Genomic DNA, 26,476 nt, shown 5'->3' on the forward strand with positions numbered 1-26,476 from the left:
AAGCCGGCCTGCCCGAACAGTTCCACCGCCTGTGGTGTGGCCCCGATTGGCTTGCCGTGCCGGAAGCACTCACTCAACAGCAGCAGGACCCGTGGGTCGGCCGTCGCGGCCCGGGCGGCCGGGACGCCGGCCTGGGCGTCCCGCCTGGTCGGCACGTCGGCGGCCGGTGGCAGCGGTGAGGTGAGCACCAGCGCGTCGAACTCGATTGACCGGCAGCCGAAGTACGGCTTGTCCACCGAGAACGTCCCATCTGGCGTGGCGACGTCACCAGCGTGCGGGCCCACCACCAGGGCAACCGCGTCCACCGCCTGCACGGCGTCGATCACCTGCTGCAGGAAGTCCAGGTCGGTGGCCTGGTCGGCGACGATCCCGATCTTGCGGCCTTCCGGCGGGTAGGTCTCGTCCCGGAGCTGGCGCAGCGCCGGCGAAACCGGCAGGTCGGCGACCGGCACGTCCAGCGGCGCCGGCACCGGCACACCGAGGGCCTTGGCGACCTCGGTGCCCAGCTCCCGGTCGATGGTCACCAGCAACTGCACCTGCCGGGCCCGCACCTGCGGCCACTCCACCTTCGAGAGCTCGAACGAGTAGGCCGCGATCACGTGCTCCTGCTCGATCCGGGTCAGCGAGCGGAAGAACATCCGCGGCTGGGAGAAGTGGTCCTCGAACGACACCGGGTTGGCCCGCTGCATCGCCGCCTCATGCACCACCTGCGGGTACTCGATGAAGGCGCCGGCCTCCGCGTCGGCGTTGAACGGGTTGCCGCCGTCCAGTGAGTTCGGCCGGTAGGGTGCCTTGCCGGCGTGCACCCCGTGCTGGTGGAAGCCGTCGCGCAGCATGTCGTTGACCGGCACCCGGGGCCGGTTGATCGGCAACTGGTTGAAGTTCGGCCCGCCCAGCCGGGTGATCTGGGTGTCGATGTAGCTGAACAGCCGAACCTGCAGCAGGGGATCGTTGGTGACGTCGATGCCCGGCACCAGGTGGCCGGGGTGGAAGGCCACCTGCTCGGTCTCGGCGAAGAAGTTGGTGGGATTGGCGTTCAGGATCATCGTGCCGATCACCTGCACCGGCGCCAACTCCTCCGGGACGATCTTGGTCGGGTCGAGGAGGTCGATGCCTTCGAAGAACTCGTCGGGGGTGTCGGGGAAGACCTGGATGCCGAGGTCCCACTTGGGGAACGCGCCGTTCTCGATGGCCTCGGCCAGGTCCCGGCGCTGGAAGTCCGGGTCGACACCGGCGGTCATCTGGGCCTCCTCCCACAGTTGGGAGTGGATGCCGGCGTGCGGCTTCCAGTGGAACTTCACCAGCACGGTGGAGTTGTCCTCGGCGACCAGCCGGAAGCTGTGGATGCCGAACCCCTCCATGGTGCGGAAGCTGAGCGGTACCGCGCGGTCGGACATGTTCCACATGGTGTGGAACTGCGCCTCGGTGTGCAGCGAGACGAAGTCCCAGAAGGTGTCGTGGGCGCTGGCGGCCTGCGGGATCTCCCGGTCGGGTTCGGGTTTGCCGGCGTGGATGATGTCGGGGAACTTGATGCCGTCCTGGATGAAGAAGACCGGAATGTTGTTGGCGACCAGGTCGTAGTTGCCCTGGCTGGTGTAGAACTTCGTGGCGAAGCCGCGGGTGTCGCGCGGGGTGTCGATGGAGCCGCGCGAACCCAGCACGGTGGAGAACCGGACGAAGACCGGGGTCTCGACGCCGGGTTGCAGGAAGGCGGCCCGGGTGAGCCGGCTGGCCGCGCCGTTGCTGACGAAGACGCCGTGGGCGGCCGCACCGCGGGCGTGCACCACCCGTTCGGGGATGCGTTCGTGGTCGAAGTGGGTGATCTTCTCGCGCAGGTGGTGGTCCTGCAGCAGGACGGGCCCGCGCCGGCCGGCCTTGAGGCTGTGGTCGGTGTCGTACAGCCGGGCCCCGGTGGACGTGGTCAGGTATGCGCCCTGCTGGGCCCGCGCGGTGGCCGGCGCGCCGGTGTCCGCGCCGGTCGCGGTGTACACCGGCGGGGCGGACTGGTCAGCGGCCGGTGGCAGCGGTTCGATCACCTGGGTGGGCTCCGCCACCGTGGGCGCCGGCCGGGGCATCGGCTTGGACTTGGCGGAGACGTGTCGTTGGTTGGCCATTGGACGTACCTTTCGAGTCTCGGGAACTGGTCTGTTCGGGGTGGGAATGGCACTCGCTTACCCGCTGCGACTCGTTTCATCTGCTGCCCGGTCCGCCCGGCGGGCTGGTCCGGCCGGCTATTTCGCCCAGCGCCGAACCACGTGGTGGATCGCGGGTGCTCTGCTAGACACGGTTCATGACGGTGTACGGATTCCATGCGTCACACGAACAGATCTCGCCGCGGCAGTTGCTGGCCGACGTGCAGTTGGCCGAGCAGGTGGGGTTCGCCGCCGCGATGTGCTCCGACCACCTGGAACCGTGGTCGAAGCGGCAGGGCCACTCCGGGATGGCTTGGCCGTGGCTGGGGGCCGCGCTGGCCACCACCAACCTCAGCTTCGGCACGGTGACCGCGCCCGGCCAGCGCTACCACCCGGTGATCGTGGCGCACGCGATCGCCACCCTTGGGCAGATCTTCCCGGGCCGGTTCTGGACGGCGCTCGGATCAGGGCAGAACGTCAGCGAGCACGTCACGGCCGAGGTCTGGCCCGCCAAGCCGGTCCGGCAGCAGCGGCTGGAGGAGTGCGTCGACATCATCTCCCGGCTGCTGGACGGCGAAACGGTCACCCACGACGGCCTGGTGAAGGTGCACCAGGCCAAGCTGTGGGAGGTGGCCGACCCCAGGCCGAAGCTGATCGCGCCGGCCATCACGGTCGACACCGCCGTCCGGGGTGCGCGCTGGGCCGACGGGCTGGCCACCATCAACCAGGACGCCGATGTCCTGCGCCGGATGCTCGACGCCTGGGACGAGGCCGGCGGTGCAGACCACAAGATCCTGCAGGTGCACCTGGCCTGGGGGCCGACCGCTGAGGAGGCCTTCGCGGTCGCCAACGACCAGTGGCGGTCCAACGTCTTCGCCCCGCCCGCCAACACCGACCTGCTGGTGGACGCCTACGACGCCGTCAGCACCGAGGGCATCAGCGCGGCGCAGCTGCACTCTTCCGTGCTGATCAGTGCCGACCTGGGGGAGTTGACCCAGCGGATCCACGACCTGGCGTCGCTGGGCTTCGACACTGTCTACCTGCACCATGTCGGCCAGGAGCAGCGGCCGTTCCTGGAGATCTTCGGCGCCCGAGTGCTGCCACAGCTCAACCAGTGACCGGCAGCCCCGATGCTGATCACCGAGACCTCCGCCTGTGGTGGAAGAGCGCGGTACTGTACTGCCTCGACATCGAGACGTTCCTCGACTCCGACGGCGACGGCGTCGGTGACATCGCCGGGCTCGCCGAACGGATCGACTACCTGACCGAGCTGGGCGTCACCTGCCTGTGGCTGATGCCGTTCTACCCGACCACCGAACGCGACGACGGCTACGACATCACCGACTACTACGGCGTCGACCCGCGCCTCGGCAGCCACGGCGACCTGGTCGAGATGATCCGGCACGCCAAGGACCGGGGCCTGCGGATCATCGTCGACCTGGTGGTCAACCACACCTCCGACAAGCACCCGTGGTTCAAGTCAGCCCGGGCGTCGAAGGACAGCCCCTACCGCGACTTCTACATCTGGCGCGACACCGAGCCGCCGGACACCTCCGACAAGGTGATCTTCCCCGACGAGGAGACGTCGCTGTGGACCTTCGACGAGCGCACCGGCGAGTGGTACCTGCACAACTTCTATTCCGAGCAGCCCGACCTGAACATCGCCAACCCGGCGGTGCAGGCCGAGGTGGCCAGGATCATCGGCTTCTGGCTGGAGCTTGGCATCGACGGCTTCCGGGTGGACGCGGTGCCCTACCTGATCGACGCTGCCGGGGCCGACGAGGAGCTGGCAGCGCAGTACGGCGATCCGCACGACTACCTGCGGGCGCTGCGCAAGTTCACCAGTCGGCGCCGCGGTGACGCCATCCTGCTCGGCGAGGTGAACCTCACCTATGACGCCCAGATGCCGTTCTTCGGCGACGCCGAGGGTGACGAACTGACCATGATGTTCGACTTCGAACTGATGCAGCGGCTCTACCTGGCGCTGGCCCGACGGGACGTCAACCCGATGGTTGACACGCTGCGCCGCCGCCCGAAGCTGAACGCCACCAACCAGTTCGCCAACTTCGTCCGCAACCACGATGAGCTCACCCTGGACAAGCTCAGCGACGACGAACGGCAGGAGGTCTTCGACGCCTTCGGCCCTGACCCAGACATGCAGCTGTTCGGACGCGGGCTGCGCCGGCGGCTACCACCGATGCTGAACGGCGACCCCCGGATCATCAAGATGGTCTACTCGCTGATGTTCTCGCTACCCGGGACGCCGGTGCTGTTCTACGGTGAGGAGATCGGGATGGGCGAGAACCTGGCCGTGCCCGGCCGGCTGGCCGTCCGCACCCCGATGCAGTGGACCGCCGGCCGCAACGGCGGCTTCTCGCCGGCGAAACCGTCCCGGCTGACCGCCCCGCTGACCACCGGTCCCTACGGCCCGGCCCACGTCAACGTGCAGGACCAGCGCTCCGACCCCGACTCGTTACTGGCCTTCATCAGTCTGCTGGCCAGGCGCTACCGCGAGTGCCCCGAGGTCGGGATGGGTGATTGCGAGGTCCTCGACTCGGGCTCGCCGGCGGTGTTCGCGCACCGGTGCACCTGGAACCAGTTCGGCGGTGGGGTGGCGAGCTCGGTGCTCGTCCACAACCTGGCACCGGAGCCGGTCGAGGTTACCCTGGCCCTGGCTGACCTGGCCCCCGGCACCGAGGTGATCGACCTGTTCTCCGACCTCAGCCTCGAGGTGGGTGAGCGCGGACGACTCCTCGTCCCGGTGGACGGGTATGGGCACCTGTGGTTGCGCATCCTGCTGCCGGGGGACCGCCGGCTGCGCTGAGCAGTGGCAACGTTGTTTCGGCAACCATTTCGCGAGAGCTGGCTGCAAGTGGGGTTGCCGCTTATCGTCGAAGGCAATGGTTACCAAGCCCAAGACCCACCACCTGCGCGACAAGCTGCGCAAGATCTGGCCGGGGCTGCCGAGCAGCATAGGGCAGCTCCGCAGCGGGCTGCGCAACTCGATCGAGGACGTCGCCCGCCTGACGCTCGCGACGGTGCTCGGCTACCTGCTGACCACCAGGCTGCTGTCACCTCCGGCCGACCTGACCGGCGCCCTCACCGCGCTGCTGGTGGTGCAGGCCTCGCTGCGCGGGTCGTTCCGGGCCGGGATGGTGCGAGTGATCGCCGTGGTGACCGGCATCAGCATCGCCATGTCGGTGGCCGCGTTCGTCGGCCTGCACTGGTGGTCGCTGGCCCTGGTGGTCTTCGTCGCGCTGATGATGGCCCGGGTGCTGCGGCTGGAGAGCGGCTCTGCCGAGGTCGCCATCAGCGCCATGCTGATCCTCGGTTCGGCCGGTGCCGACGTCGCCGCCTTCAACCGGTTCGCCAACACCATCATCGGGACGACGGTGGGCATCGTGCTGCCGCTGCTGTGGCCGCGCCGGGTGAAGGTGCCCGACCTCACCCGGGACCTGCGCCACATCTCCGGCCGGCTGACCGAGATCTTCCGCAGCGCCGCCAAGTACCTCACCAGGCAGCCGATGACCAAGGACGCCGCCAGCGGCTGGCTGGTCGAGAGCAGGCACATCACCCCGCTGATCGCCTCGGCTACCACCACGCTGGACGAGGCCGCCGACGTGCAGCGCTACAACACCCGGCAGATCTTCAACGCCGACGTGGTGCCGCTGTTGCGCAGCGGGCTGGAGGCCGTCGAGCGCTGCCTGCTGGCCAGCCGGAACCTGTTCCGGACGATCCAGACCGCCGCCCCGGAGCACCCGACCCCGGACGACGGCTACGGTGAACAGGTGCGTCCGGCGTTGGTGGACGTCCTCGAACGGCTCGGCCGGGCGATCGAGACCTTCACCGAGCTGATCGAGGCCGACGTGACCGGGCAGTCGACCGTGGCGGAGGAACGCCACGAGGCCGCCATGGACCAGGCCCGGATCGCGGCAGCAAACCTCACCGCGCTGATGCGGGTCGATACCGACCAGACCGGACTGTGGCTGACCCGCGGCACCATCCTGTCGGCGGTCGAGAACATCCTCAATGAGCTTGACCTCACCGAGTACCGCGAGGTCCGCCACCAATGGCAGGCATCCCAGCTCGGCCGGGCGTTGCCGGCCGGCAGCATCGGCCCGCGGATCCGCAGCCCGTGGGGCCAGTTCGCGCAGCAGCGGTTGCGGGCCCGGGCCGCCCAGTCCAGGATCGCCTACCCCGAGGGCAGCCACCAGGTCTCCAGTGACGACACCACTGCGCTGATGCCGTCGATCGAGCAACCACCCAGGCCGCCCCGGCCCACCCCTGCTCCCGAGGATGACCAACCTGCTTGAATCGGGGAGTGGCCAATGACGAGGACTACCCAACCGGCCCCAGGCTGCTACCCAGCGTCCTGAACACGGTCGCCGCGCTGACGCTCGCGATCGGTGCGGTCCTGGTGCCGCTGACCGAGCCGCAGCCGGACGCGCCGACCGCCGCCTGGTTCGGCCAGAGCGACTCGCTGCTGTCGCTGGACCCCCGCGCCTTCACCATCTGGTGGGCGGTCGCGGGCGTGCTGTCCGTCTTCGTGGTGTGGCAGTGGACGCCGCGGGGACGCCGGTCGCTGCGACTGGCCTCGATCGGCTTCCCGGCCATCGTTGGCGGGCTGGCCCAGCTCGCCTGGGTGCTGTTGGCCCGCGCCGGGCTGGTAGTGCCGACCGTCGCGCTGCTGGTGGTCGAGACCGGCGCGCTGGCCCTGGTGGCCTGGCGGCTGACGAAGTACCGCGCGAGCTGGGTCGAGCACCTGGCCACCGACCCGGGCTGGGGGCTGGCGCTGGGGCTGGGCTGCGTTCAACTGCTGCTCGGGGTCGGTGTCGTCCTCGACACCCTGGAGCCGGTGGACGACGACCTGCACCTGGTCATCGTCATCGCCGGGCTGGCCCTGTTCGTGGCTGGGGCGCTCGGCCTGGCCGGCCGGCTGTACCGGCAGTTCGCGGTCGGTGTCGGGCTGGTGTGGGGTTTGGCCTGGCTGGGCTGGACGCGGCTGGTCGGCGAGCCGCGCAACCTGCTGCTCGGCCTGCTGGCCGGGCTCGGCTGCTTCATCATCGCGGCCGGCTTCTACGCTTCGGGGGCCCGTCGTCGGGCCCGGGTCGAGGGCCTCGAAGGAGCGCCGCTGTCCTGAGCGGTTACCGGGTCTGCTCGGCCCGGTTCCTGGTGGTCCGGACGACCTGCAGCCGCTGCTCCCGCAGCCGGTCGTGTTCGACGTTGACGTCGGGACGCGGTAGCGGGTCGAGCCTGCGTCCCAGCGCCAGTTCGAGCAGGTGGTCGGCCAGTGCCGGGTTGCGCGGCAGGATCGGGCCGTGCGGGTAGGTGCCGATGATGTTGCCGCGCACCGCGCCATCGTGGCCGTCGGTGCCGTTGCCTACCCCGATCTCGACCTTCGCGAACGGTTCGGCGTCCGAACCCAGGCTGGTGAACCCGCCGTGGTTCTCGAACCCGGTGAGCAGTTCTTCGCTGCCGTCCGGACGCTGCCAGCGGGTCAGGATCTCGCCGACCGCTCGCTGGTCACCGCGCCGGGTCTCCACGTCCAGCAACCCGAGACCCTTGAAGACCTCGTCGTTCTGGCCGACGGTGAAGCTGTGCCCGCACAACTGGTACCCGGCGCAGACTGCGAACAGCACGGCACCGGCGTCCAGCCCGGCGTGCAGGCCGCCGTCGGCCTCCAGCGCCTTGACGGCCGCGATCTGCGCCCAGTCCTCCCCGCCGCCCAGCAGGTAGACCAGGCCGTCCGGGGGTACCGGCTGCCCGGGTTCGACGTCGATCAGCTCGGCCGGTTCGCCGCGCCACTCCAGCCGCTTCTGCAGCACCTTTGCGTTGCCGCGGTCTCCGTAGATGCCCAGCAGCGACTGGTAGACCACCACGATCTTGTGGGTCACTTCAGGTCCACCCCTCCCATTCGGCCCAGGCGCAGGAACGCCGAGTAGGTCGCCAACACATCCACGGTGCCGTCGAACGGCCCCTTCAACGCCTCGGCGATGTCGGGTATGACCTCGTGCTCGACCTCGGCGTAGCTCAACCGGACCGCCAGGTCGGCCGACCTCGGGCCGGTGGCGATCACCCGCCGCCCCGCCAACTGCTCGTAGTCCACGTCCCACAGCCAGCTCACGTCGGTGCCGTCGGCGATCAGTGAGTCGATGGCCAGGATCACCGGGTCGGACTGCATCACCAGCAGCGACTCGGCCCAGCCGGCCGGGTTCTTGGCCAGCACCAGCCGGGCCCTGGTGTCGCCGTAGCTGCCGATCGCGAACCGGCCCGCCGGCGCCTGCACGGTGCGCATGCCCCGAACCGCGACCGGTGGGTACACCCCCATCTCGACCGCGGCGGCCAGCGCGCAAGCCGCATTGCCGCGGTTGAACCGGCCCGGTACCTGCAGCTTCAACGCCAGCCGGTCGCCGTCGGGCATGACGACCTCGTCGCCGTCCACCCGGTAGTCGGGCTCGCGCTCACTCAGCTCGCAGCCGGGGCAGTCCCAGTGCCCGGAGTCGTCGTGAACCAGCACCGAACCGCAGGCCGGACACAACGCCGAGTCCTGCGACCACTCGGTGCCCAGGTCGACCCAGATGATCTTGCGGGCCGGCTGGGCCGCCCAGGCCACCAGCGGGTCCTTCACGTTGGCGACCACCGTCGGGCCCTCCTCGCCGGCGGCCTCCAGCGCCTGGCGCCACCGGCGTCCCAGCGCGTTGATCTCGTGGTGCCGGTCGAGCTGGTCGCGACTGAAGTTCAGCATCACCAGCACTTCGGGACGACCGTGACGAACCACGTCGGCGACCACCTGCTCGTCCACCTCGAGTGCCGCGATCGGTGCTTTCGGTCGGGTCGACAGCGCCGAGACCACCCCTTCGCGCAGGTTCGCGCCGTCCGCGTTGGTCACCACGTCGCGCGGGTCGGCCATTGACTCGCGCAGCGCGGCGGCCAGCAGGTGGGTGGTGGTGGTCTTGCCATTGGTGCCCGATACCACGCCGATGCGTTTGCCGGCCAGCAGTCGGCGGAACAGCGTCGGGTCGATCCGGGTCATCACCGCGCCCTTGATCGATGCCCCGGTGCCGCGTCCGGTCAGTCGGGACGCCAGCGCCGCGGCGTTGCCAGCCGCGAAGGCCACTTGTTGTCGGGCCCGGCCGAAGATCGATGGGGGTCGCCTCGCGGAATTCACTTCGCCATTGTGTCAGAACCGGCACCGAGCGAAGGGGTGTGGTGGCAGCGCTGTTGCCCATAGTCTGGGAGGAGGATCGAGCGAGAAGGTGGAACGATGTCACCCAAGGGCAAACGCGAGACTGCCGACCCCGGGCCTTCGGTCAAGGACCCCGAGCTCTACGAGGCGCTGCGGCGGGAGGGCAATAGCAAGGAGAAGTCGGCCCGGATCGCCAACGCGGCCGCGAACACCTCCCGCGAGGAGGTCGGCCGCAGGGGCGGCCGGGCCGAGAACTACGCCGACCGGACCAAGGACGAACTGCTGGAACGGGCCCGCGAACTCGACATCTCCGGGCGCTCCTCGATGAACAAGGATGAGCTGATCGAGGCGCTGCGCGAGCACGGCAGGTGAAGGCCTGGATCGGCACCTCCGGCTGGGTCTACGACTCCTGGAACGGCCCGGTCTACCCGCCCACGCTGCCGGCCGCCCGCCGGCTGGAGTTCTACCAGGCCCATCTGTTCGACACCGTGGAGTTGAATGCCAGCTTCTACCGCTGGCCGCGCGAGGTCTCGTTCGCGTCCTGGCGGCGCCGGCTGGCCGACGGGTTCCGGATGACGGTCAAGGCACCCCGCGGGCTGACCCACGGCAAGCGGCTGTACTCACCGGAGACCTGGATCGGGCGGATGGAACCGGGCCTGACCATGCTGGGCGACCGGCTCGGGGTGTTGCTGGTGCAACTGCCGCCCGGCATGGAGCGCGACGACGCCCGGCTGGGCTACTTCCTGGCCGCGATGCCACGTTGGGTACGGGTGGCGGTGGAGTTCCGGCACGACAGTTGGCTGGACGACCGGGTCTTTGCCTTGCTGGAGGAGCACCGGGCGGCGTACGTGGTGATGAGCGGGGCGCGGCTGCCGTGTGTGCTGCGCGCCACCACCGACTTCGTGTACGTGCGGCTGCACGGCCCTGACGACAACCACCTCTACGGCGGCAGCTACAGCGATGACTCCATGCAGTGGTGGGCCGATCGGATCCGGGAGTGGCTCGACCAGGGCCGCAGCGTGTTCGCCTACTTCAACAATGACCGGGAAGGCAACGCGGTGCGCAACGCCCAGGCGCTGCGGGCATGCCTGCACAACTGATTGCCTGCACAACCGATTGGAGGGACTATGAGGACGGCTCGCACCCTGGGCGCGGCCCAGGGGCTCTACCTGTTGGTGACCGGGGTCTGGCCGCTGGTGCACTACCGCAGCTTCGAATGGTTGACCGGGCCGAAGAAGGACGAGTGGCTGGTGCAGACCGTCGGCGGGCTGCTCGGCACCATCGGCTGGACGATGCTGCAGAGCGGGGAGTCGTCCGACGCCGAACGCAACGTCCGCACCTTGGGGATCGGCACCGCCGCCACCCTGGGCACCATCGACACCATCTACGCGCTGGCCGGCCGGCTCCGGCCCATCTACCTCGCCGATGCCGTGGTCGAGTTCGCGTTCGTGGCGGCCTGGCTGCGGCAGGGTCAGTCGGAGTCGGCGGGGGCTACCCGGGCGTCGCGCAAGTCGGGGGCGACTCCGGCGTCCCGGAGGTAACCCAGCAGGTTGGTGGTCAGCTCGACCCGATCGAGCTCTTCCGGGGTGAACCAGCGGGCGTCGGCGGCATCGTCACCGGGGAGCAACGTGCCACCGGCGACGGTGGCGATGAAGTCGCGCACCTCGAACTCCCGGCCCTCGCCGGCCGGCAGTCGCACTCGCAACGCCTCCCGCTCGATCCGGACCTGCAGGCCGGTCTCCTCGAGGGCCTCCCGGGCGGCGGCCTGCTCATGGGTCTCGCCCGGTTCGAGGCGGCCGCCGGGAACCGTCCAGCGGCCCATCTGGGGTTGGTGGCCGCGACGCACCAGCAGGATCCGGCCGTCGTCGCTGATGATGATCACTCCGGCTGCTGGCACGACCTCCATTGGGCCAGCCTATGTTCGCCCCGGTGTGTCACCCTGTTGGTATGAGTTGTTTTCGCCGCAGTGGCGCGGATCTGCCGTTCGGTGACCCGCTGCCGTGGCATGGCGTCTCGATGGAGGGGTACTACTGGCGGTTCACCGACCCGGCCTCACAACGGGTGGTGATCGCGCTGGTGGGCATCAACAGCCCGCGGCACGGTGGCCGGTGGGCGACCGTGGGGATCGCATCCGAGCCGGAGAAGGTGGTCGCCACCGCGGCCCTGCCCAACGCGGCCGCCCACATGGGTCGGCTGGGGGTGCGGGTCGGTGAGCAGGTGCTGGCCTTCGCCGACGAGGTGCGGATCGCGGTGGGGGACTGCTCGGTTGATGTCACCATCGATGAGCCCCGCCCCTGGCCGTGGCGGCTGTTCGGCGGCTCCAGCTACTTCCACCTGGTGCCCGGGCTGAACCAGTACTGGCACCCCTGGCTGCTGGGCGGCCGGGCTTACGGAACCATCGTGGTGGGCGGGGTGGAGACCCGGGTCGATGGCTGGCAGGTCTATGCCGAGAAGAACTGGGGACGGGGCGGGTTCCCGTTGGCCTGGTGGTGGGGTCAGGCGCAGGGCTTCGCCGAGCCGGACGCCTGCGTCGCCTTCGCCGGCGGCCGGATCACCGCCGGCCCGCAGCTGCTGGGGCGCAGGTGGGCGACCGAGGTGACCGCCCTGCTGGTGGCGCTGCCCGACGGACGCGTGCTACGGCTGGGCAATCCCGGGACGTCGCCGGTCACCACCGAGACTCCGATCGGTGCCTGGCTGCTGCGCGGCAGGTCGGCCCGGTGGGAGGTTGAGGTGCGCGGCTACGGGCAGTTGGAGGAGGCATTCGTGCTGCCGGTGCCGCTGGTCGAGGAGCGCCACAACACCCCGGGCGACCTGGAGTTGCTGGCCGGCACCATGCGGGTCTGGGTTCGCGAGTTCGGACGCGAGGTCTGGGCGGGCGAGACCCAGCTCGCCGGGCTGGAGATCGGCGGCCGCGGCCCGGCCGAGGGCGAGCTGGCCGGCCGGGGTGGCGACCCCCGCCCGGACTAGGGCTCGATTTGGCGCGGGTCTATCGGACCAGCCCCACCCTTGGGCAGGGTCTGCTCGGCCAGGGTCCCCTTCCCGCCGCAACAATGTGGAGGATCGGGGTGGGCTGGCCAGTGACAATGACTGCGAAGCTCCTCCCCCGCAACAACGCGGAGGATCGGTCAGCGACTACGCTGCGCGATCTTCCGCGCAGCGTGTGAGGCGGGAGCTGTGTCGGGCATCACTGGTCGTTGAGTGGTCGTTGAGGACCGATGCTGCATGCTCGTGAGGTTCTCCGCGTGCATCATCCGGGTCCAGGGCGAGAAAGTGCCCGCTTCTGGAGCGCTTCGCGTGCACTATCCGGACTTGGGGACGGATAGTGCACGCTCACGCCTGGGCCGAACCTCCGGCCCGGGGGAACCTGGTGCACGGGGGCGGGCTGCATGCCCGCGCCGGGGCGGGGCCCGATCCCGCAACAACGCGGAAGATCGGTCAGCGACTACGCTGCGCGATCCTCCGCACTGGGGTTCGGGTGGGCGGGAGCGGCGGTGTGGCGGGAGCGGTGGTGTTGCCAGCAGCGATTGGCTGGGCCTCGGATCAGGGCTTGCGCAGCAGCAGTTGCTTGAGGCTGTGCCGCATCCACAGCTCGATCTGCTCGGAATCCCAGGCCCGGTCGACGCTCAACACCCGGTACATGTCCGGCGACAGCATGGTCAGTACCACGTCCCTGGCGGTGCGGACGTCCAGGCCCTCGCGCAGGGAACCGACCCTGTTGATGGCGTCGACGAGCTTGGCGAAGTCCCGCTTCCGCCAGTTCTCGTGGAAGACGTACACGTCCCGGACCTCGGGATCGGTCAGGCCGCCGATCCGGGCGACGTCCATCAGGGGCGACACCGACATCAGCACTGGGTGCACCTCGGTCAGGAACGCGTCCACCAGCGTGCCACCGTCGGTGGCGGTGGTCTCGGAACGGGTCCAGCTCTCCCGATCGACGGGGGCTACCTCCCCCATCGCGCGGCGCATGGTGGCGGTGATCAGTTCGCTCATCAGCTTCGGCTTGGTGCCGAAGTAGTACGACACGGTCTGCACCGCCAGGCCCGCCCGCTCGGCGACCTGCGCCATCGTCGCGGCGTGGTATCCCGACTCCAGGAACGCGTCCCGGGCCGCCCGCAGCACCTTGCGCCGCGAGGCAGCTGCCTGCTCGCGACGAGTCTTCTGGCGGGGCTTCCCCAGGGCCATGTCAGGAATTGTAACGGGAGACCTCACTAGTGATATCCGCTAGCGGAAGCCGAATCCGGACAATCGCCACGCCGCAGTGCCGGCCGATCCCCGCTGAGTGGGGGCAGGTGGGCATTGCCTGAGTCGCCAACCGAGAGGCAGAACACCTTCGTTCACGACCGCGAACTGCCAACAGCGTCGAGAAGTGGCCGGCGAGGTGCAGGGCAAGTTCCGGAAGCAGTGACCGGGCCGTGGGGGCGACAGGGACGTCGGGCCGCTCATCCGGGCGGTCCGACTGTCTTTGTCGGCCGGGTCACCTATGGTGTCTGGCATGGCAGCGAGGCCGAGCACATTCACCCTGAAGCAGGTCATGGCCGTCACCGGCGTGATCTTCGTCGGCTACGTGTTCGTCCACATGATCGGCAACCTGAAGGTCTTCTCCGGCCCAGAGGCGTTCAACGGCTACGCCCAGTGGTTGCGCGAGGTCGGCTACCCGCTGATCCCGCACCGCGGGGTGCTGTGGGCGTTGCGGGTGCTGCTGGTGGTCAGCGTGCTCGCCCACGTCTGGGCTTCGCTGGTGCTGTGGGCCAGGGGACGCCGGGCCCGCGGCCCCCACCGAAGACGACGGATGCCGACACTGCTTGCCACCGGGGCACGCACCATGCTGCCCGGCGGGGTGCTGATCCTTGTCTTCGTCGGCGTCCACCTGCTCGACCTGACCATCGGCCGCCTGGTCACCCCCGAGAGCTTCAGGTCGGGGGACGCCTACCAGAACCTGGTGGCCAGTTTCTCCCGGCCATGGATGGCCATCTTCTACGCCGCGATCATGCTGGTCATCGCCGCCCACATCGTGCACGGGTCGCGGACGCTGCTGCAGGACCTCGGCGCCACCGGCCAACGACTGCGGATGGTCTGGGTGGTGGTCGGCGTGCTGGTCGCGCTGGCGATCCTGCTCGGCAACGCGCTGATCCCGGTCCTGGTCCAGATGGGGGTGGTGACATGAGTCAACGGCTGGACGGCAAGGTCCCGGCCGGTGATCCGCTGACCGCATGGGAACGCCGCAAAGCGGAATACCGGCTGGTCAGCCCGGCCAACCGGAAGAAGTTCACCATCATCGTGGTCGGCACCGGGCTGGCTGGCGGCGGCGCTGCGGCCGCCCTCGGCGAGCTCGGCTTCCGGGTCGAGTGCTTCACCTTCCACGACCTGCCCCGCCGGGCGCACAGCGTGGCCGCGCAGGGCGGCATCAACGCAGCCCGTGGCCCGCAAGGTCGACGGCGACTCAGTCGCCCGATTCGTGGCCGACACCATCAAGGGCGGCGACTTCCGTGGCCGGGAGGCCGACGTGGTCAGGCTGGCCACCGAGTCGGCCCGGGTGATCGACCACCTGCAGGCGATCGGCGCCCCGTTCGCCCGCGAGTACGGCGGCGAGTTGGCGACCAGGTCGTTCGGCGGGGTGCAGGTGTCGCGCACCTACTACACCCGCGGCCAGACCGGCCAGCAGTTGGAAGTGGCCACCGCCCAGGCGCTGCTGCGGCAGGTGCAGCGCGGCAGCGTCCGGCTGCACACCCGACACGAGATGCTCGACCTGGTGGCCGCCGACGGCCGGGCGCAGGGCATCGTGGCCCGCGACCTGGTCACTGGCGAGGTGACGGTGCACACCGGGCATGCTGTGGTGCTGGCGACCGGCGGCTACGGCAGCGTCTACTACCACTCGACGCTGGCGGTGAACTCCAACGCCACCGCCACCTGGCGGGCGCACCGGCGCGGGGCGCTGTTCGCGTCCCCGTCGTTCGTGCAGTTCCACCCGACCGCGCTGCCGGTCTCGTCCCACTGGCAGTCGAAGACCACCTTGATGAGCGAGTCGCTGCGCAACGACGGACGCATCTGGGTACCGGTGACCCCGGGTGACCCGCGGCCACCGAACGAGATCCCGGAGGCCGAGCGTGACTACTACCTGGAGCGGCGCTACCCGGCCTACGGCAACCTGACCCCACGCGATGTGGCGTCCCGGGCGGCTCGCGAGGAGATTGATGGTGGCCGGGGCGTTGGCCCGCTACGCAACTCGGTCTACCTCGACTTCCGGGACGCCATCGCCGGCCTGGGCCGGGAGGTGATCGCCGAGCGCTACGGGAACCTGTTCGACATGTACCTGGACGTCACCGGCGAGGACCCGTTCACCCAGCCGATGCGGATCGCGCCCGGCGCGCACTTCACCATGGGCGGATTGTGGTCGGACTTCGACATGATGACCTCGCTGCCCGGCCTGTTCGTGGCCGGTGAGGCGGGTAACGGCTACCACGGCGCCAACCGGTTGGGCGCCAACTCGCTGTTGGGTGCCTGCGTGGACGGCTGGTTCACCCTGCCCTACTCGGTGCCCAACTGGCTGGCCGGCTTGGCCGCAGGTTCGCTGCTGGCCCCGGACGCCCCCGAGGCTGCTTCGGCGGTAGCGGTGGTGCAGTCCCGGATCGACCGGCTGATGGCCATCGACGGCGACACCCGCCCGGTCACCTTCCACCGCCGGCTGGGTGAGCTGCTCTACGCCGGGTGCGGGGTGTCGCGGTCGGCGGCGTCCCTGAGCGAGACCCTCGGCCAGGTGCGCGAGCTGCGCGACAAGTTCTGGCGCGACGTGAAGGTGCTGGGCAGCCCCGACCGGATCAACCAGGAACTGGAGCGGGCCGGCCGGGTGGCCGACTTCCTCGAACTGGCCGAGCTGATGGTGATCGACGCGCTCGACCGCACCGAGTCCTGCGGCGCCCACTTCCGGCAGGAGTACATGCTGCCCGACGGGGAGGCCCGCCGCGACGACGCCAACTGGGCCAACGTCTCGGCCTGGCAGACCACCGCCGACGGCGAACACGTCCGCCACACCGAACCGCTCAACTACCAGCTGGTGCCACTTGAGGTGAGGGATTACCGATGAGGATCGAGCTTGAGGTCTGGCGCCAGGACGGCCCCGACCAGCGCGGCCGCTTCGCCAAGTACGTGGTGGACGACGCCACCCCCGAGATGAGCCTGCTGGAGCTGCTCGACCGGCTGAACGACCAACTGGTCGCCCAGGGCATCGAGCCGGTCCAGTTCGAATCCGACTGCCGCGAGGGGGTTTGCGGCGCTTGCGGGGTGACGGTGGACGACCGGCCGCACGGCCCGGTGCCCAAGACCCCGTCCTGCCGGCAGCACCTGCGGGCGTTCGGCGAGGTCAGCCGGTTGCGCATCGAGCCGCTGCGCAGCGCCGTCTTCCCGGTCGTGCGTGACCTGGTGGTCGACCGCAGTGCGCTCGACCGGGTGATCCGGGCCGGCGGGTTCGTCGCGGTGGACGCCGGTACCGCCCCGGACGCCGACCAGCTGCTGGTCACCCACGATGACGCCGAACTGGCGCTCGACTACGCAGCCTGCATCGGCTGCGGGGCGTGCGTCGCGGCCTGCCCCAACGGGTCGGCGCACCTGTTCGCCGGTTCCAAGCTCGCCCACCTGGCGTTGCTGCCGCACGGCGCCCTGGAACGGGGCCGGCGGGCCAGGGCGATGGGCAAGGTGCTGGATGCCGAGTTCGGCCCGTGCAGCAGCTACGGCGAATGCGTCGAGGTCTGCCCGGCCGGCATCCCGCTCACCGGGGTGGCCGCCACCCACCGAGAACGGCTCCGGGGTTTCTTCCGCGGCAAGGCCGACTAGCCTGACTGGGTGCGCATTGCCACCTGGAACGTGAACTCGGTCAGAATGCGGGTCCCGCGGCTGTTGCCGTGGCTGCAGCAACGCCGCCCCGACGTGGTCTGCCTGCAGGAGACCAAGCTGTCCGACGCCGCTTTCGCCGACTTGCTGGGCGAGCAACTTGATGGACTGGGTTACCGCTTCGCCCACCACGGGCACGGCCAGTGGAACGGGGTGGCGATCCTGTCCCGGGTCGGGCTGGACGAGGTGACCCCCGACTTCGAAGGCCAGCCCGAGTACGCCGGGGTTGTCGAGGCCCGCGCGATCAGCGCGACCTGCGGGGGAGTGCGCGTCCACAGCCTGTACGTGCCGAACGGACGTACGGTGGGCAGCGACCACTACGACTACAAGCTGGCCTGGCTGGACGCCTTGCGCGCCGCGGTGGCGACCGGACCGGCCCACGTGGCGCTTTGCGGCGACATGAACGTCGCGCCCGCCGACGCCGACGTCTTCGACCCGGCCGCCTACATCGGCCAGACCCACGTCACCGGTCCCGAGCGCGATCGGATCGCCGCCTTCGGCCTGGTCGACGTGGTGCGGGAGCGATGGCCCGGCGAGCGGGTCTTCACGTACTGGGACTACCGGGCCGGCATGTTCCACAAGGACCTCGGCATGCGCATCGACCTGGTGCTGACCTCCCGCAGCGTGGCCGACCGGGTGGCGGCCGCCTGGGTCGACCGGCAGGCCCGCAAGGGCAGCGGCCCGAGCGACCACGCGCCGGTGATTGTCGACCTTGACTCCGCCCCCGATGGCGACATCGGCCCGGTGGTGCCGCCGCCATCCAACCCGGTGAAGCGCGGCCGCGGCGTCCGGTTGCCGCAGGCCCCGCGGCCTGACAAGTAGTCCCGTCCCGGCTCAGGCGTTGGGCTCCCGGCCGACCGGCTGGGTCGGTTCGGGCAGCAGCGGGGCCGGGACGCGCAGCGGGGCGCTGGCCGGCCTGCCGGGCGCGACCTCCAGTCGGACGCCGTCCACGATCACGTCCACCGGTTCGTCGCCGCGCAGCATGGTGATCGTGGTGCCCTGCCCGGTGGTCTCGACGTCGAGCAGCCGGCCGCGCCAGCGCACGCGGTAACGCATCCGGACCAACTGGCTGGGCAGCAGGGGAGACAGCTCGAGATCGTCAGCGTCCTCGCGCAGCCCACCCAGACCGGCCGCGAAGGCAAGCCAGGTGCCGCCCACCGATGCCATGTGCAGCCCCTTCACGGTGTCGCCGCGCACGTCTGCCAGGTCGGTCAGGGCGCTCTCCCGCAGGTAGCGGTAGGCGAGGTCGGGGTGCTGCGCCTGGGCGCAGACGACGGCCTGGACGCACGCCGACAACGACGAGTCACGCACCGTGCGGGCTTCGTAGTAGTCGACGTCCCGGGCCACCTGCTCGGCGGTGAAGTCCTCGCGGCACCACCACAGTGCCTGCACCATGTCGGCCTGCTTGAGCACCTGGCGGCGGTAGAACTTGGCGTAGTGCTGGTGCTGCTGCACCGGGTAGGAGTCCTGCTTGTCCTCGAACCGCCACTCCCGGTAGTTGGTGAAGTTGGTGTTCATCGGGTGCACCTGCTTGCGCTCATCCCACGGCACGTGGACGGCAGCCGCTGCGGACCGCCACCGGTGCAGCTCGGCGGCGTCCACCCCCAGCTGCCCGGCCTGCTCGGGTGACTCCTCGCAGGCCTCGGCCGCCCGCAGCAGGTTTCGGCGCGCCATCAGGTTGGTGAAGACGTTGTCGTCGACCACGCCGGTGTACTCGTCGGGCCCGGTGACGCCGAACAGGTGCCAACTGCCCTCGAAGTCGTCGTGGCCGACCGACATCCACAGCCGGGCGGTGTCGACCAGCACCTCCAGCCCACCCACGGACGCCGCTCCCCGCCCGGTCACGTTCCCGTACAGCCAGAATGCCCGGGAGATGTCGGCGTTGACATGCAGCGCTGCGGTGCTGGCCGGCCAGTACGCCGAGACCTCGTGGCCGTCGATGGTGCGCCAGGCGAACGACGCCCCGTCCACCCCGAGCACCATTGCGCGGTCGCGGGCGGCGTCCAGCGTGGCGTGGCGCCATTGCAGCAGCCGGGCGGCCGCGTCCGGAAACAGCAGGCACAGTGCGGGGATGACGAAGCCCTCGATGTCCCAGAAGGTGTGGCCGCTGTAGCCGAGCCCGGTCAGCCCCTTGCCGCCGAGGGGAGCATCGTGGATGAGCGCGGTGCTGGTGAACAGCGTGAACAGGTTGTACCGCAGCGCCTGCTGCAGTTCGGGGTCGCCGTCGACCTCGACGTCGGCGCTCGCCCACATCTGGTCCAGCACTGAACGCTGGATCTCCGCCAGCCCGTCCCAGCCGAGATCGATTCCCGAGTCGACTACTGTCCGGGCGGCTTCCAGCAGCGAGTCGGGGTGCGACTGGCGCGACCAGACCTGGCCGAGGAACTTGTCGATCGTCAGCGATTCACCGGCGTCCAGGTCGGCGGTGATGGTGGTGATGACGTGGTCCTCGAGTTGCTGGGTGTCGGATCGGCCGCCGGAGACCACGTGCTGGGCAGCGGCCGCGATCGCGATGCCAGACCGGCGCGTGCGGGCGGCGAACGCGCCGCCCGATTCGTTGTTGCTGGTGGTGAGGGTTTCGAAGGGGTGGTCGAGGGCGTCGGCGACCCGGGGGTCGGGGCTGTCGACCTCCGGCGGCCGCTCGCCCAGCACCAGTTCAGACCGGACGACCACGTGTGCGGCGCCGTCGAGGGCGCGCACCCGGTAGCGGACCGCGGCCAGCGACCGTTCCCGGAGCGAGACCAGGCGCTGCGACTCCAGCTCGACCCGGGTGCCGGTCTCGGTGCGCCACGCCATCTTCCGGTGCAGGACGCCGGTCCGCAGGTCCAGCGTTCGTTCGTGCACCTGGGGGGTGAAGGTGGTGACGTCGAGTGGGACGCCGTCGACGGCCAGCCGCAGGGGTGTGCCGTCGGCCACCCGGATCATCGCCTGCCCCTCGGTCGGGTGGCCGTACCCTTCCTCCGGGTACGACAGCGGATGGGTTTCGTAGACCCCGGACAGGAAGGTGCCGCGCACCTGGTTGGGTTCGGCCTCGTCGAGCGTGCCGCGGATCCCGACATAACCGTTGGACAGACTGAATACCGACTCGCTGACCGCTAGGGCGTCCACGTTCACGCTCGGTTCGCGGATCTGCCAGGGATCGATCTCGAAGGTCGGCTTGGCCATCAACAGCTCCTCAAGTAGGTGGCGCAGCACAGCGGGACCGAGGAAACATACCCGACCACTGGCCGGCTAGCGGTCTGCGTGACCGGACGCCTGGGTCCTGGAGGCAGGCGCCGTGGAGCACTGCGTTGTTGGCCCAACGGCAGCCATGCCCACGGCGAAGCGCGCGGCCACGAGATCGTCCACCCGCTGACCACGGTGGAATGGGGTGTGGGTCGCTTCTTCGTTCGTGCGCCGGGGGTCACGTTCTCAACGTCCTGCACCACCCGGAGTGCGCTCGCCCGGCGCGGCCGGCGCGGCCGGCGGGTCGGCGCGGCGGAAGAAGAACGGGGCCAGGTTGGCACCTCCACGAGAGATTGGGCCCTTGGTAAGAGGTTCAAACCTGACCCGTTTGGGGTGCCTAAGTAGCACGTTCGGCAACTCCGCCCCCAAGACGAAAACCCTGGTCAACCGCCTGTTGCGGGGCGTCTACCAGGTGTCCGCACGACCCCAGAGTAGCGCTCCGAGGGACGATCGGGGGCCCGTCGTCAGGACTATCGAGACGGCTCAAACTTTTCTCACCGCCTCCGAGGTGGACCAGCTCGTCGGTGACTACCTGGCCGGGATGAGTGTCAAGTCTCTGGCCGAACGGAATGGCATCCACCGCGCCACGGTGTTCTCCCACCTCCGCCGCCGCAACGTGCCGAGCCGTCGACCGGGGCTCTGCCTCGACGAGAAGGCGGAGGCTGTACGCCTCGCCCGAGCGGGTGTCTCGATGCGGGCGATCAGTCGGCGGATGGGTGTTGACCGCAAGGGCGTTCGCCTGGCTCTCGTCGAAGCTGGACTGATCGTGGATGAAGCCAGCGATGGCTCGTAGCGCCGTTCCGGGCCGCAGATCGCGCGGAGGATTTCGGCGGACATCGTCGCTCCCGACGTGTCTCAGCCCAGAGACCGGGGCCTACAGCTACCGTTGGAGATGAACGACTGCTCTCGCCAGTTCGGCACCGAGGGCGTGGATCGCCGGACGGAGCACGAGAGCAGGGCTGGATATGGCTTACGAGCAGCTACCGATAGTCGAGGTCGACCTCGACCGGCTCCTTCTCGACCTGGAGAACTACCGCATACCGTCGCGCCGCGACGACGAAGCAGGTGCGCTGAAGTACCTCTTTGCATCTGAGGACGTCCTCGGAGCGGCGCGCCTGATCCTCCGTGACGGCTACTTCGACAACGAAGTCCCGATCGTGACGTCGGCATCGGCGTCCGGCGGTAGCTCCCCATACACCGTACTGGAAGGCAACCGTCGAGTCAGCGCGCTCAAGGCGCTCCAGGACCCGACGATCGTGCCCGGCCATGAGGCAGAGATTCGAGCCCTACTGAAGCGGTACGCAGTGGAGGCGGAGAATCTCCCCGAACGAATCCGTGTCATCGTCGCTCCCGACCGGGCGACGGCTGCACCTCACGTCGCGAGGTTGCACACCGGCATCTCGAAGAGGCGCTGGAGTCGCGATCAGCAGGCAACCTTCTACTATTCGCTCGTCGACGAGCAGACCACGGTCGACGATGTGAAGGCACAGTACCCGGATGTCGAGGTTGCCAGGTTCATGCGGATGGCCGTGATGCGGCGCTTCCTCAGCGCAGCGCCATTCTCCGATCACACCCTCCGGCAGTACGCCGCGAGTGACGACCTGGCGATGTCAGCCTTCGAGTATGCCTACCGAAGTAAGGAGATTGCTTCCGCGATCGGTGTCGAGTTCGACAAGGATGGCATGCTTCTGCCGCGGGCTTCGACGCCTGAGAAGATCGCTGTGAAGTTGACTAAGAAGAAGCTCAACGCTTTGGAGTACCTCGTCAGCGAGTTCCGTGCAGGGCGTCTCAACACTCGCTCGCCAGAGTTCAAGAAGCGCAGCCTGGAGTATCAGTCCCTGGTGGATCGCCTCAACGGCGTATCGACTCCGGCTCCGCCCCAACCAGCGCCGCCCACTCCTCCCGCGCAACCGACGCCATCAGGACCATCCCAAGGTGGTCCGTCCAGTGCGCCCGGCGGGCCCAGCACTGGCGGGAATGGAGCTGCTCCGAACCCACCCGGCCCTCCTGGCGGCACGGGCAGCCGTGGACCCAACCATCCAGACACGAAGGACACGCTTGATCTGTCGGGGCTCGACTACGAGAACGCGCCGCTGAATCTCAAGCTGCGATACTTCGAGTTGCGCAAGATCAGCCTCTCGAATCTCCCTATCGCGGCCGCGATCCTCATGCGCTCAGTATTGGAGGCCACCATCAAGGTCCATTTCGAGGGCTCTCCAACCCCCGCCACTGGACAGTTGAGCGATGTATTCAAGCGCGTGGTGCAGGCCTATGGACAAGAGAAGTCGCTCAAGTCAGGCATTAGTGCTATCCAGTCGGGTAACGCGCACAAGTACGGATCGATCCAGTGGTTCAACCTCATCGCGCACAGTGCCGATGCTTCCGTGAGTTCGGATGATGTCAGGCAGGCATGGAAGGTCGTGAACCCGCTGCTTAGGCGCTTGTTGCGTCCGCTATCACAGACGTCATCTGCAACGCCTTGATCGCCTGTGCGACCGAAGGGGATGCTACCAGCAACTCTTCGGCCTGTCCCGGGTACCTGGCAGAGTAGGTGAGTTCTAGTCGGCACTGGAACTGATCTTTGTACAGTCTTTCGATCAGCGGGGCCGTATCGTAGGTCATCAGCCAGTGCGCCCTTTCGACTGAGTTGACGATCACCGAGAGGGCCTTGTGGTCCCGTCCGTCGAAGGCGTTTAGGTAGAGTTGCGAGCCTGCCTGTACGTAGGGCGGGTCAATGTACATGAACGATCGCTCGTCGTGAGAGTACTGCTGAATTACAGTCCTGCCATCGAGGTCAGAGACCGTGATGCGATCTGCGAGGTCGCCGATTGCGGTCAACCGCTCAACGAGGGTCTGTCGGTTGAACCTGGCATCAATCTTGTACTTCCCTTCCTGACGCTGTCCGCCGATAACGCCTGCGTTCAGAATCCCCGAGCGATTTGTTCGGTTCAGGAAGAAGAATGCGAACCCTAGGCGCAGCGCATCGCGCTCGTCTCGGGATCGGTATATCTCTCGTTGCCTCTGCCACTCGTCAATGGTCAGCGGAGTTGACTCGACTAGCTCCACGAAGCTTGCATTGTGAGCAACGACAGATTTCCAGAAGGCATGGACGGCCGGGTCGATGTCATTGACAACCAAGTGCCGGACGATACCCTCACGAAGTAGCGCGATCCCTGCGCCCACGCCTCCTGCGTAGGGCTCGATGTACCGAGCATCCTCAACGCCAAGAGCGGTGATGATGTCAGCAAAGAACCCGGCGAGCGCGGCCTTCCCGCCGGGGTATCGAAGCGGTGAGAGCGTGCCGTAGCGGCGTGATCCGATGACACGCAGGCTGTCATTCATTGGAGTCCTTCCTCGCCCGATGTGCAGCAACCCGACAACGAGTGGTGCAGAAGCGTGCATCACCTCGTCCGAGGAACGCTTCGCCGCAGTTCTCGCAATCTCGCCAGGCCTCGCGACGGCGTAGACGTTCATGACGTAGCGCACGATCGAGGTCGGTAAGCCCCGCGTCCGTCAGTCCGCCTAGGCTCTTCATGTTACGAATACTACTCGTTACACCAGTCCGTGCCAGACGCCACGCGGGCTGCGCCAGGAAGGTCCCGTCAAGGAATCTGCCGACGGGCCAGGAACGGCAACCAGTTGCGCTTCGCCGCCGTAAGGGGAATGGACCTGGCCCAGGCTCGCTGGAAGGCCGCGCATACCTCATCGGCATCGAGTGCTGAGGGAACCGTTGATGACTGGACTGAGTGATGTCGCAAACGATGAGCGCACCGCGCGCATGGTGTTGTCCATGCTCGTCGAACCCAACGATCCGGTGACGGGCCGACTCTCGGCTCGGGTCGGGGCGCTGGAGGTGCTCCGGCTTGCCGAGCGCAACGGTGAGGTCAGTGGCCTCGACTCTGTGGATACGCAGGTCTGGCGTGACCATTTCAACACGTCGGAGGTGCGGAGCATCACAGAGCGGCTCAGCCAGATTCAGCAGTCAACTCGACTAGGAGACCTACCGGAGACCGCAGCGGTCGGGCAGGCGCCCCCACCCGCGACTTCGCGCTCACCGCTGCTCCACTGCGAGCCGCCCCATCCCGACCAACTGCCGCGTAAAGCGCGCCATGTCGACGTCGCCGGTAGCCGATCAGCGCGTCCTGGAGCGCGTCATCGGCGTCGTGCGCGGAGGCGAGCATCCGGTAGCAGTGGGCGTGCAGCCCAGCGCGGTGCGGCGCGACCAGCTCCTCGAACGCCAGCAGATCACCGGCGCGGGCCTGCCGCACCAGTGCCGGCTCGTCCATCACAGGGCCATGGTGCCGCTCGGTTGACTCAGGCTGGGTCAGGGTGCGCCGCGAAGACGTGCGCGACTGCTCCGCCGCTGAATGCGATGGTGCTCTTGGGCTCGATGGTGAGGGGCGCGTGGAAGATCCGCTCGCCCTCGCCGAGGACGACGGGGTGGATGAGGAGCCGGTATTCGTCGATCAGGCCAGTCTCTACCAGCGACCTGGCGAATCGTGCCCCGCCGTGGGCGAGCAGGTAACCGCCGGAGCGCTCCTGCTTGAGTCGCATGATGGACGCGGCCAGGTCTCCGGTAGCGATCGTCGTCTCGCCCCAGTCGGCGGACGTGAGCGAGTTCGAGAACACGACCTTGGGGATCTCGTTCATCGGCGTGGCGAACGGCCCGGCGGCGCCAGGCCAGAAGGCAGCCATCACCGCGTAGGTGTTGGCGCCCATCAGGTGCGCCCCGGCGTTGCCGACCGTCTCCACGGTCCACGCCAGGGCGTCGTCGGAGCCTCCGGCGGCGATCCAGTCGGTGCTGCCGTCCGTCGGTGCGACGTAGCCGTCCAGTGAGACGGACATCTTGAGTACCAGCAAGGCCATTGGTCTTCCTTTCTCGGGGTCGCTGAAGCAAAGCGACTGAAGTCGTTGAGGGTGGCTTCGTGCTGAGTGTTGCGTGGCGAGTGTCCATGTCAGGTCCAGCGGAAGGTCCTGGCGGCCAGCGGGTAGAGCAGGGCGGTCCAGGCGATCAGAACGGTGACCTGGAGGGCTGGGAAGCCGGTGTCGAACCACGCGGCGGCCAAGGCCTGACTCGTGGCGCCGAGGGGGGTGTAGGTGGCGATCTGCCGGGCGAGGTCGGGCATGAGCGGGCCGGGGGTCCACATACCGGCGAGGAACAGCAGCGGGAAGTAGAGCAGCATCCCGACCGCGGCCGCGGCGGATCCGGTACGGGCGCGGGCGGCCACGAGCATCCCGAGGCCGAACATCGCCAGGGCACCCGCGAGCAGCGCAATGGCCGCGGTGAGGGTCTGCCGGGGTAGCGGCGCGGCGAAGACGACGGTGGCGAGCAGCACGGCGAGGGCGGCTGCCACGACGAAGGCGGCAAGGTTGATCACGACCTGAGCGGCGAGAACGGCGCCGGGTCGGGCGGGGGTGGTCGAGAGCCGGCGCAGCACCCCGTGCTCGCGGTAGTTCGCCACCATCACCGGCAGGGTGGACAGGGCTGGCGTCGCCAGGGCCATCGTCAGCACGGCGGGGGTGTAGACCTGGATCATCGTCAGCCCGTCCAGCTGCCCGCCGGTCAGGGTCTCGCGCATGCCGGGAATGGCCAGCCCGGCCCCGAGGAGGATTAGGGCGGGGACGATGAGCGCGAACACGGCGGAAGGCAGGTCCCGGACGAACAGCAAGGCCTCGACCCGAAGCAGGCGCCTCATCGGCGCGCGCCAGGTCGATGAATGGCCGGGGCGCGCCGCGAGCACCTGACGACGCTTGGCCGCGCCGCCGGTGAGTTCGGGGTCGCGCTCCTGGTGCGAGTGATCCACTGAGTGTGCAGAGAACCGGTCCATAACGGGGTGTGTCCCTTTGCTATCGCGAGTGGCTGACGTCGGCCGGCAGCGGCGTGCTGCTGTCGGCGATGCCGAGGAAGACGTCCTCCAGGCTGCGGGAGTGGGTGCGGACATCGGTGGGGGTGATGTCGTGCCGGGCGAGGGCGATGAGCACGGCGGTCAGCGCGGCTGGTCCGCCGCCGACCTCGATCTGTCCGTCGGGCAGGATGTCGGCGCCGGGC

24 protein-coding genes and 1 pseudogene are annotated in these 26,476 nt (G+C 68.8%); 14 read left to right on the plus strand and 11 right to left on the minus strand.

The window, feature by feature from the left end:
- On the minus strand, positions 1 to 2,114 hold a 2,114-nt coding region (locus WBL05_RS01175), incomplete at its 3' end, for a catalase (protein WP_424223189.1).
- A gap of 176 nt (positions 2,115 to 2,290) precedes the next feature.
- Between WBL05_RS01175 and WBL05_RS01180 the strand changes: the two genes are divergently transcribed.
- From WBL05_RS01180 to WBL05_RS01195, 4 genes are all read left to right on the plus strand, one after another.
- Positions 2,291 to 3,250 carry a TIGR03885 family FMN-dependent LLM class oxidoreductase gene (locus WBL05_RS01180; RefSeq protein WP_424223190.1) on the plus strand — a complete coding sequence of 320 codons (960 nt, stop codon included), beginning with the start codon at positions 2,291 to 2,293 and terminating at the stop codon, positions 3,248 to 3,250.
- Entirely contained in the window at positions 3,247 to 4,956 is a 1,710-nt protein-coding gene (locus tag WBL05_RS01185; protein ID WP_424223192.1) for an alpha-amylase family protein, read from the plus strand. The genes WBL05_RS01180 and WBL05_RS01185 overlap by 4 nt, the downstream gene beginning before the upstream one ends.
- A gap of 76 nt (positions 4,957 to 5,032) precedes the next feature.
- Positions 5,033 to 6,445, plus strand: coding sequence for an FUSC family protein (locus WBL05_RS01190; RefSeq protein ID WP_424223194.1), 1,413 nt, complete (start codon positions 5,033 to 5,035; stop codon positions 6,443 to 6,445).
- Positions 6,446 to 6,453: 8 nt separating this feature from the next.
- On the plus strand, positions 6,454 to 7,272 hold the full coding sequence (locus WBL05_RS01195; protein WP_424223195.1) for a hypothetical protein: 819 nt from the start codon (positions 6,454 to 6,456) through the stop codon (positions 7,270 to 7,272).
- Between the two features lie 4 nt (positions 7,273 to 7,276).
- Here the strand turns inward: WBL05_RS01195 and WBL05_RS01200 are convergent, their stop codons facing one another.
- Both WBL05_RS01200 and WBL05_RS01205 read right to left on the minus strand, forming a co-directional pair.
- On the minus strand, positions 7,277 to 8,026 hold the full coding sequence (locus tag WBL05_RS01200; protein WP_424223197.1) for a type 1 glutamine amidotransferase: 750 nt from the start codon (positions 8,024 to 8,026) through the stop codon (positions 7,277 to 7,279).
- Positions 8,023 to 9,300, minus strand: a complete 1,278-nt coding sequence (locus WBL05_RS01205; protein ID WP_424223198.1) for a MurT ligase domain-containing protein — start codon at positions 9,298 to 9,300, stop codon at positions 8,023 to 8,025. The genes WBL05_RS01200 and WBL05_RS01205 overlap by 4 nt, the downstream gene beginning before the upstream one ends.
- Before the next feature lie 96 nt (positions 9,301 to 9,396).
- Between WBL05_RS01205 and WBL05_RS01210 the strand changes: the two genes are divergently transcribed.
- Genes WBL05_RS01210 through WBL05_RS01220 form a run of 3 tightly spaced genes read left to right on the plus strand, consistent with a single transcriptional unit; the run spans position 9,397 to position 10,859 of the window.
- Positions 9,397 to 9,690 carry a Rho termination factor N-terminal domain-containing protein gene (locus tag WBL05_RS01210; protein ID WP_424223199.1) on the plus strand — a complete coding sequence of 98 codons (294 nt, stop codon included), beginning with the start codon at positions 9,397 to 9,399 and terminating at the stop codon, positions 9,688 to 9,690.
- Positions 9,687 to 10,418, plus strand: a complete 732-nt coding sequence (locus tag WBL05_RS01215; protein ID WP_424223200.1) for a DUF72 domain-containing protein — start codon at positions 9,687 to 9,689, stop codon at positions 10,416 to 10,418. The genes WBL05_RS01210 and WBL05_RS01215 overlap by 4 nt, the downstream gene beginning before the upstream one ends.
- 27 nt (positions 10,419 to 10,445) lie before the next feature.
- Entirely contained in the window at positions 10,446 to 10,859 is a 414-nt protein-coding gene (locus WBL05_RS01220; RefSeq protein WP_424223201.1) for a hypothetical protein, read from the plus strand.
- Here WBL05_RS01220 and WBL05_RS01225 read toward each other — a convergent pair.
- Entirely contained in the window at positions 10,790 to 11,224 is a 435-nt protein-coding gene (locus WBL05_RS01225) for an NUDIX hydrolase (RefSeq protein WP_424223202.1), read from the minus strand. The genes WBL05_RS01220 and WBL05_RS01225 overlap by 70 nt on opposite strands.
- Positions 11,225 to 11,265: 41 nt before the next feature.
- On the opposite strand from WBL05_RS01225, the gene WBL05_RS01230 reads away from it, so the two are divergent.
- On the plus strand, positions 11,266 to 12,285 hold the full coding sequence (locus WBL05_RS01230) for a tocopherol cyclase family protein (RefSeq protein WP_424223204.1): 1,020 nt from the start codon (positions 11,266 to 11,268) through the stop codon (positions 12,283 to 12,285).
- A 573-nt stretch (positions 12,286 to 12,858) separates the two neighbouring features.
- Here WBL05_RS01230 and WBL05_RS01235 read toward each other — a convergent pair.
- Positions 12,859 to 13,500, minus strand: coding sequence for a TetR/AcrR family transcriptional regulator (locus tag WBL05_RS01235; RefSeq protein WP_424223206.1), 642 nt, complete (start codon positions 13,498 to 13,500; stop codon positions 12,859 to 12,861).
- Between the two features lie 349 nt (positions 13,501 to 13,849).
- Here WBL05_RS01235 and WBL05_RS01240 point away from each other — a divergent pair, with 349 nt between their 5' ends.
- The 4 genes and pseudogenes from WBL05_RS01240 to WBL05_RS01255 all read left to right on the plus strand — a co-directional run bounded on the left by WBL05_RS01240 (position 13,850) and on the right by WBL05_RS01255 (position 18,024).
- Positions 13,850 to 14,482: a succinate dehydrogenase cytochrome b subunit gene (locus WBL05_RS01240; RefSeq protein ID WP_424223222.1), complete on the plus strand. Its 633-nt coding sequence runs from the start codon at positions 13,850 to 13,852 to the stop codon at positions 14,480 to 14,482.
- Positions 14,479 to 16,399 (plus strand): annotated as a pseudogene (locus WBL05_RS01245) (fumarate reductase/succinate dehydrogenase flavoprotein subunit). The gene WBL05_RS01240 and the pseudogene WBL05_RS01245 overlap by 4 nt, the downstream one beginning before the upstream one ends.
- Positions 16,396 to 17,145, plus strand: a complete 750-nt coding sequence (locus WBL05_RS01250; protein ID WP_424223207.1) for a succinate dehydrogenase/fumarate reductase iron-sulfur subunit — start codon at positions 16,396 to 16,398, stop codon at positions 17,143 to 17,145. The pseudogene WBL05_RS01245 and the gene WBL05_RS01250 overlap by 4 nt, the downstream one beginning before the upstream one ends.
- 9 nt (positions 17,146 to 17,154) lie before the next feature.
- Entirely contained in the window at positions 17,155 to 18,024 is an 870-nt protein-coding gene (locus WBL05_RS01255; RefSeq protein ID WP_424223209.1) for an exodeoxyribonuclease III, read from the plus strand.
- A gap of 12 nt (positions 18,025 to 18,036) precedes the next feature.
- Here WBL05_RS01255 and WBL05_RS01260 read toward each other — a convergent pair whose 3' ends face one another.
- Positions 18,037 to 20,367, minus strand: coding sequence for a glycoside hydrolase family 65 protein (locus WBL05_RS01260; protein ID WP_424223211.1), 2,331 nt, complete (start codon positions 20,365 to 20,367; stop codon positions 18,037 to 18,039).
- 568 nt (positions 20,368 to 20,935) lie between these two features.
- On the opposite strand from WBL05_RS01260, the gene WBL05_RS01265 reads away from it, so the two are divergent.
- Both WBL05_RS01265 and WBL05_RS01270 read left to right on the plus strand, forming a co-directional pair.
- Positions 20,936 to 21,220, plus strand: coding sequence for a hypothetical protein (locus WBL05_RS01265; protein ID WP_424223213.1), 285 nt, complete (start codon positions 20,936 to 20,938; stop codon positions 21,218 to 21,220).
- 172 nt (positions 21,221 to 21,392) lie between these two features.
- Positions 21,393 to 22,910: a hypothetical protein gene (locus WBL05_RS01270; protein WP_424223215.1), complete on the plus strand. Its 1,518-nt coding sequence runs from the start codon at positions 21,393 to 21,395 to the stop codon at positions 22,908 to 22,910.
- On the opposite strand, the gene WBL05_RS01275 is transcribed toward WBL05_RS01270, so the two are convergent.
- From WBL05_RS01275 to WBL05_RS01295, 5 genes are all read right to left on the minus strand, one after another.
- Positions 22,861 to 23,901, minus strand: a complete 1,041-nt coding sequence (locus WBL05_RS01275) for a DNA adenine methylase (RefSeq protein WP_424223216.1) — start codon at positions 23,899 to 23,901, stop codon at positions 22,861 to 22,863. The two genes, WBL05_RS01270 and WBL05_RS01275, sit on opposite strands and share 50 nt — an antisense overlap.
- Before the next feature lie 491 nt (positions 23,902 to 24,392).
- Entirely contained in the window at positions 24,393 to 24,713 is a 321-nt protein-coding gene (locus WBL05_RS01280; protein ID WP_424223217.1) for a hypothetical protein, read from the minus strand.
- Between the two features lie 28 nt (positions 24,714 to 24,741).
- Positions 24,742 to 25,293 (minus strand): dihydrofolate reductase family protein, encoded by a 552-nt coding sequence (locus WBL05_RS01285; protein ID WP_424223219.1) that lies wholly within the window; start codon positions 25,291 to 25,293, stop codon positions 24,742 to 24,744.
- Positions 25,294 to 25,382: 89 nt separating this feature from the next.
- Positions 25,383 to 26,123: an ABC transporter permease gene (locus WBL05_RS01290; protein ID WP_424223220.1), complete on the minus strand. Its 741-nt coding sequence runs from the start codon at positions 26,121 to 26,123 to the stop codon at positions 25,383 to 25,385.
- A gap of 151 nt (positions 26,124 to 26,274) precedes the next feature.
- On the minus strand, positions 26,275 to 26,476 hold a 202-nt coding region (locus WBL05_RS01295; RefSeq protein WP_424223221.1), incomplete at its 5' end, for a hypothetical protein.

Source organism: Brooklawnia sp., from assembly GCF_049651565.1.
GTDB lineage: Bacteria > Actinomycetota > Actinomycetes > Propionibacteriales > Propionibacteriaceae > Brooklawnia.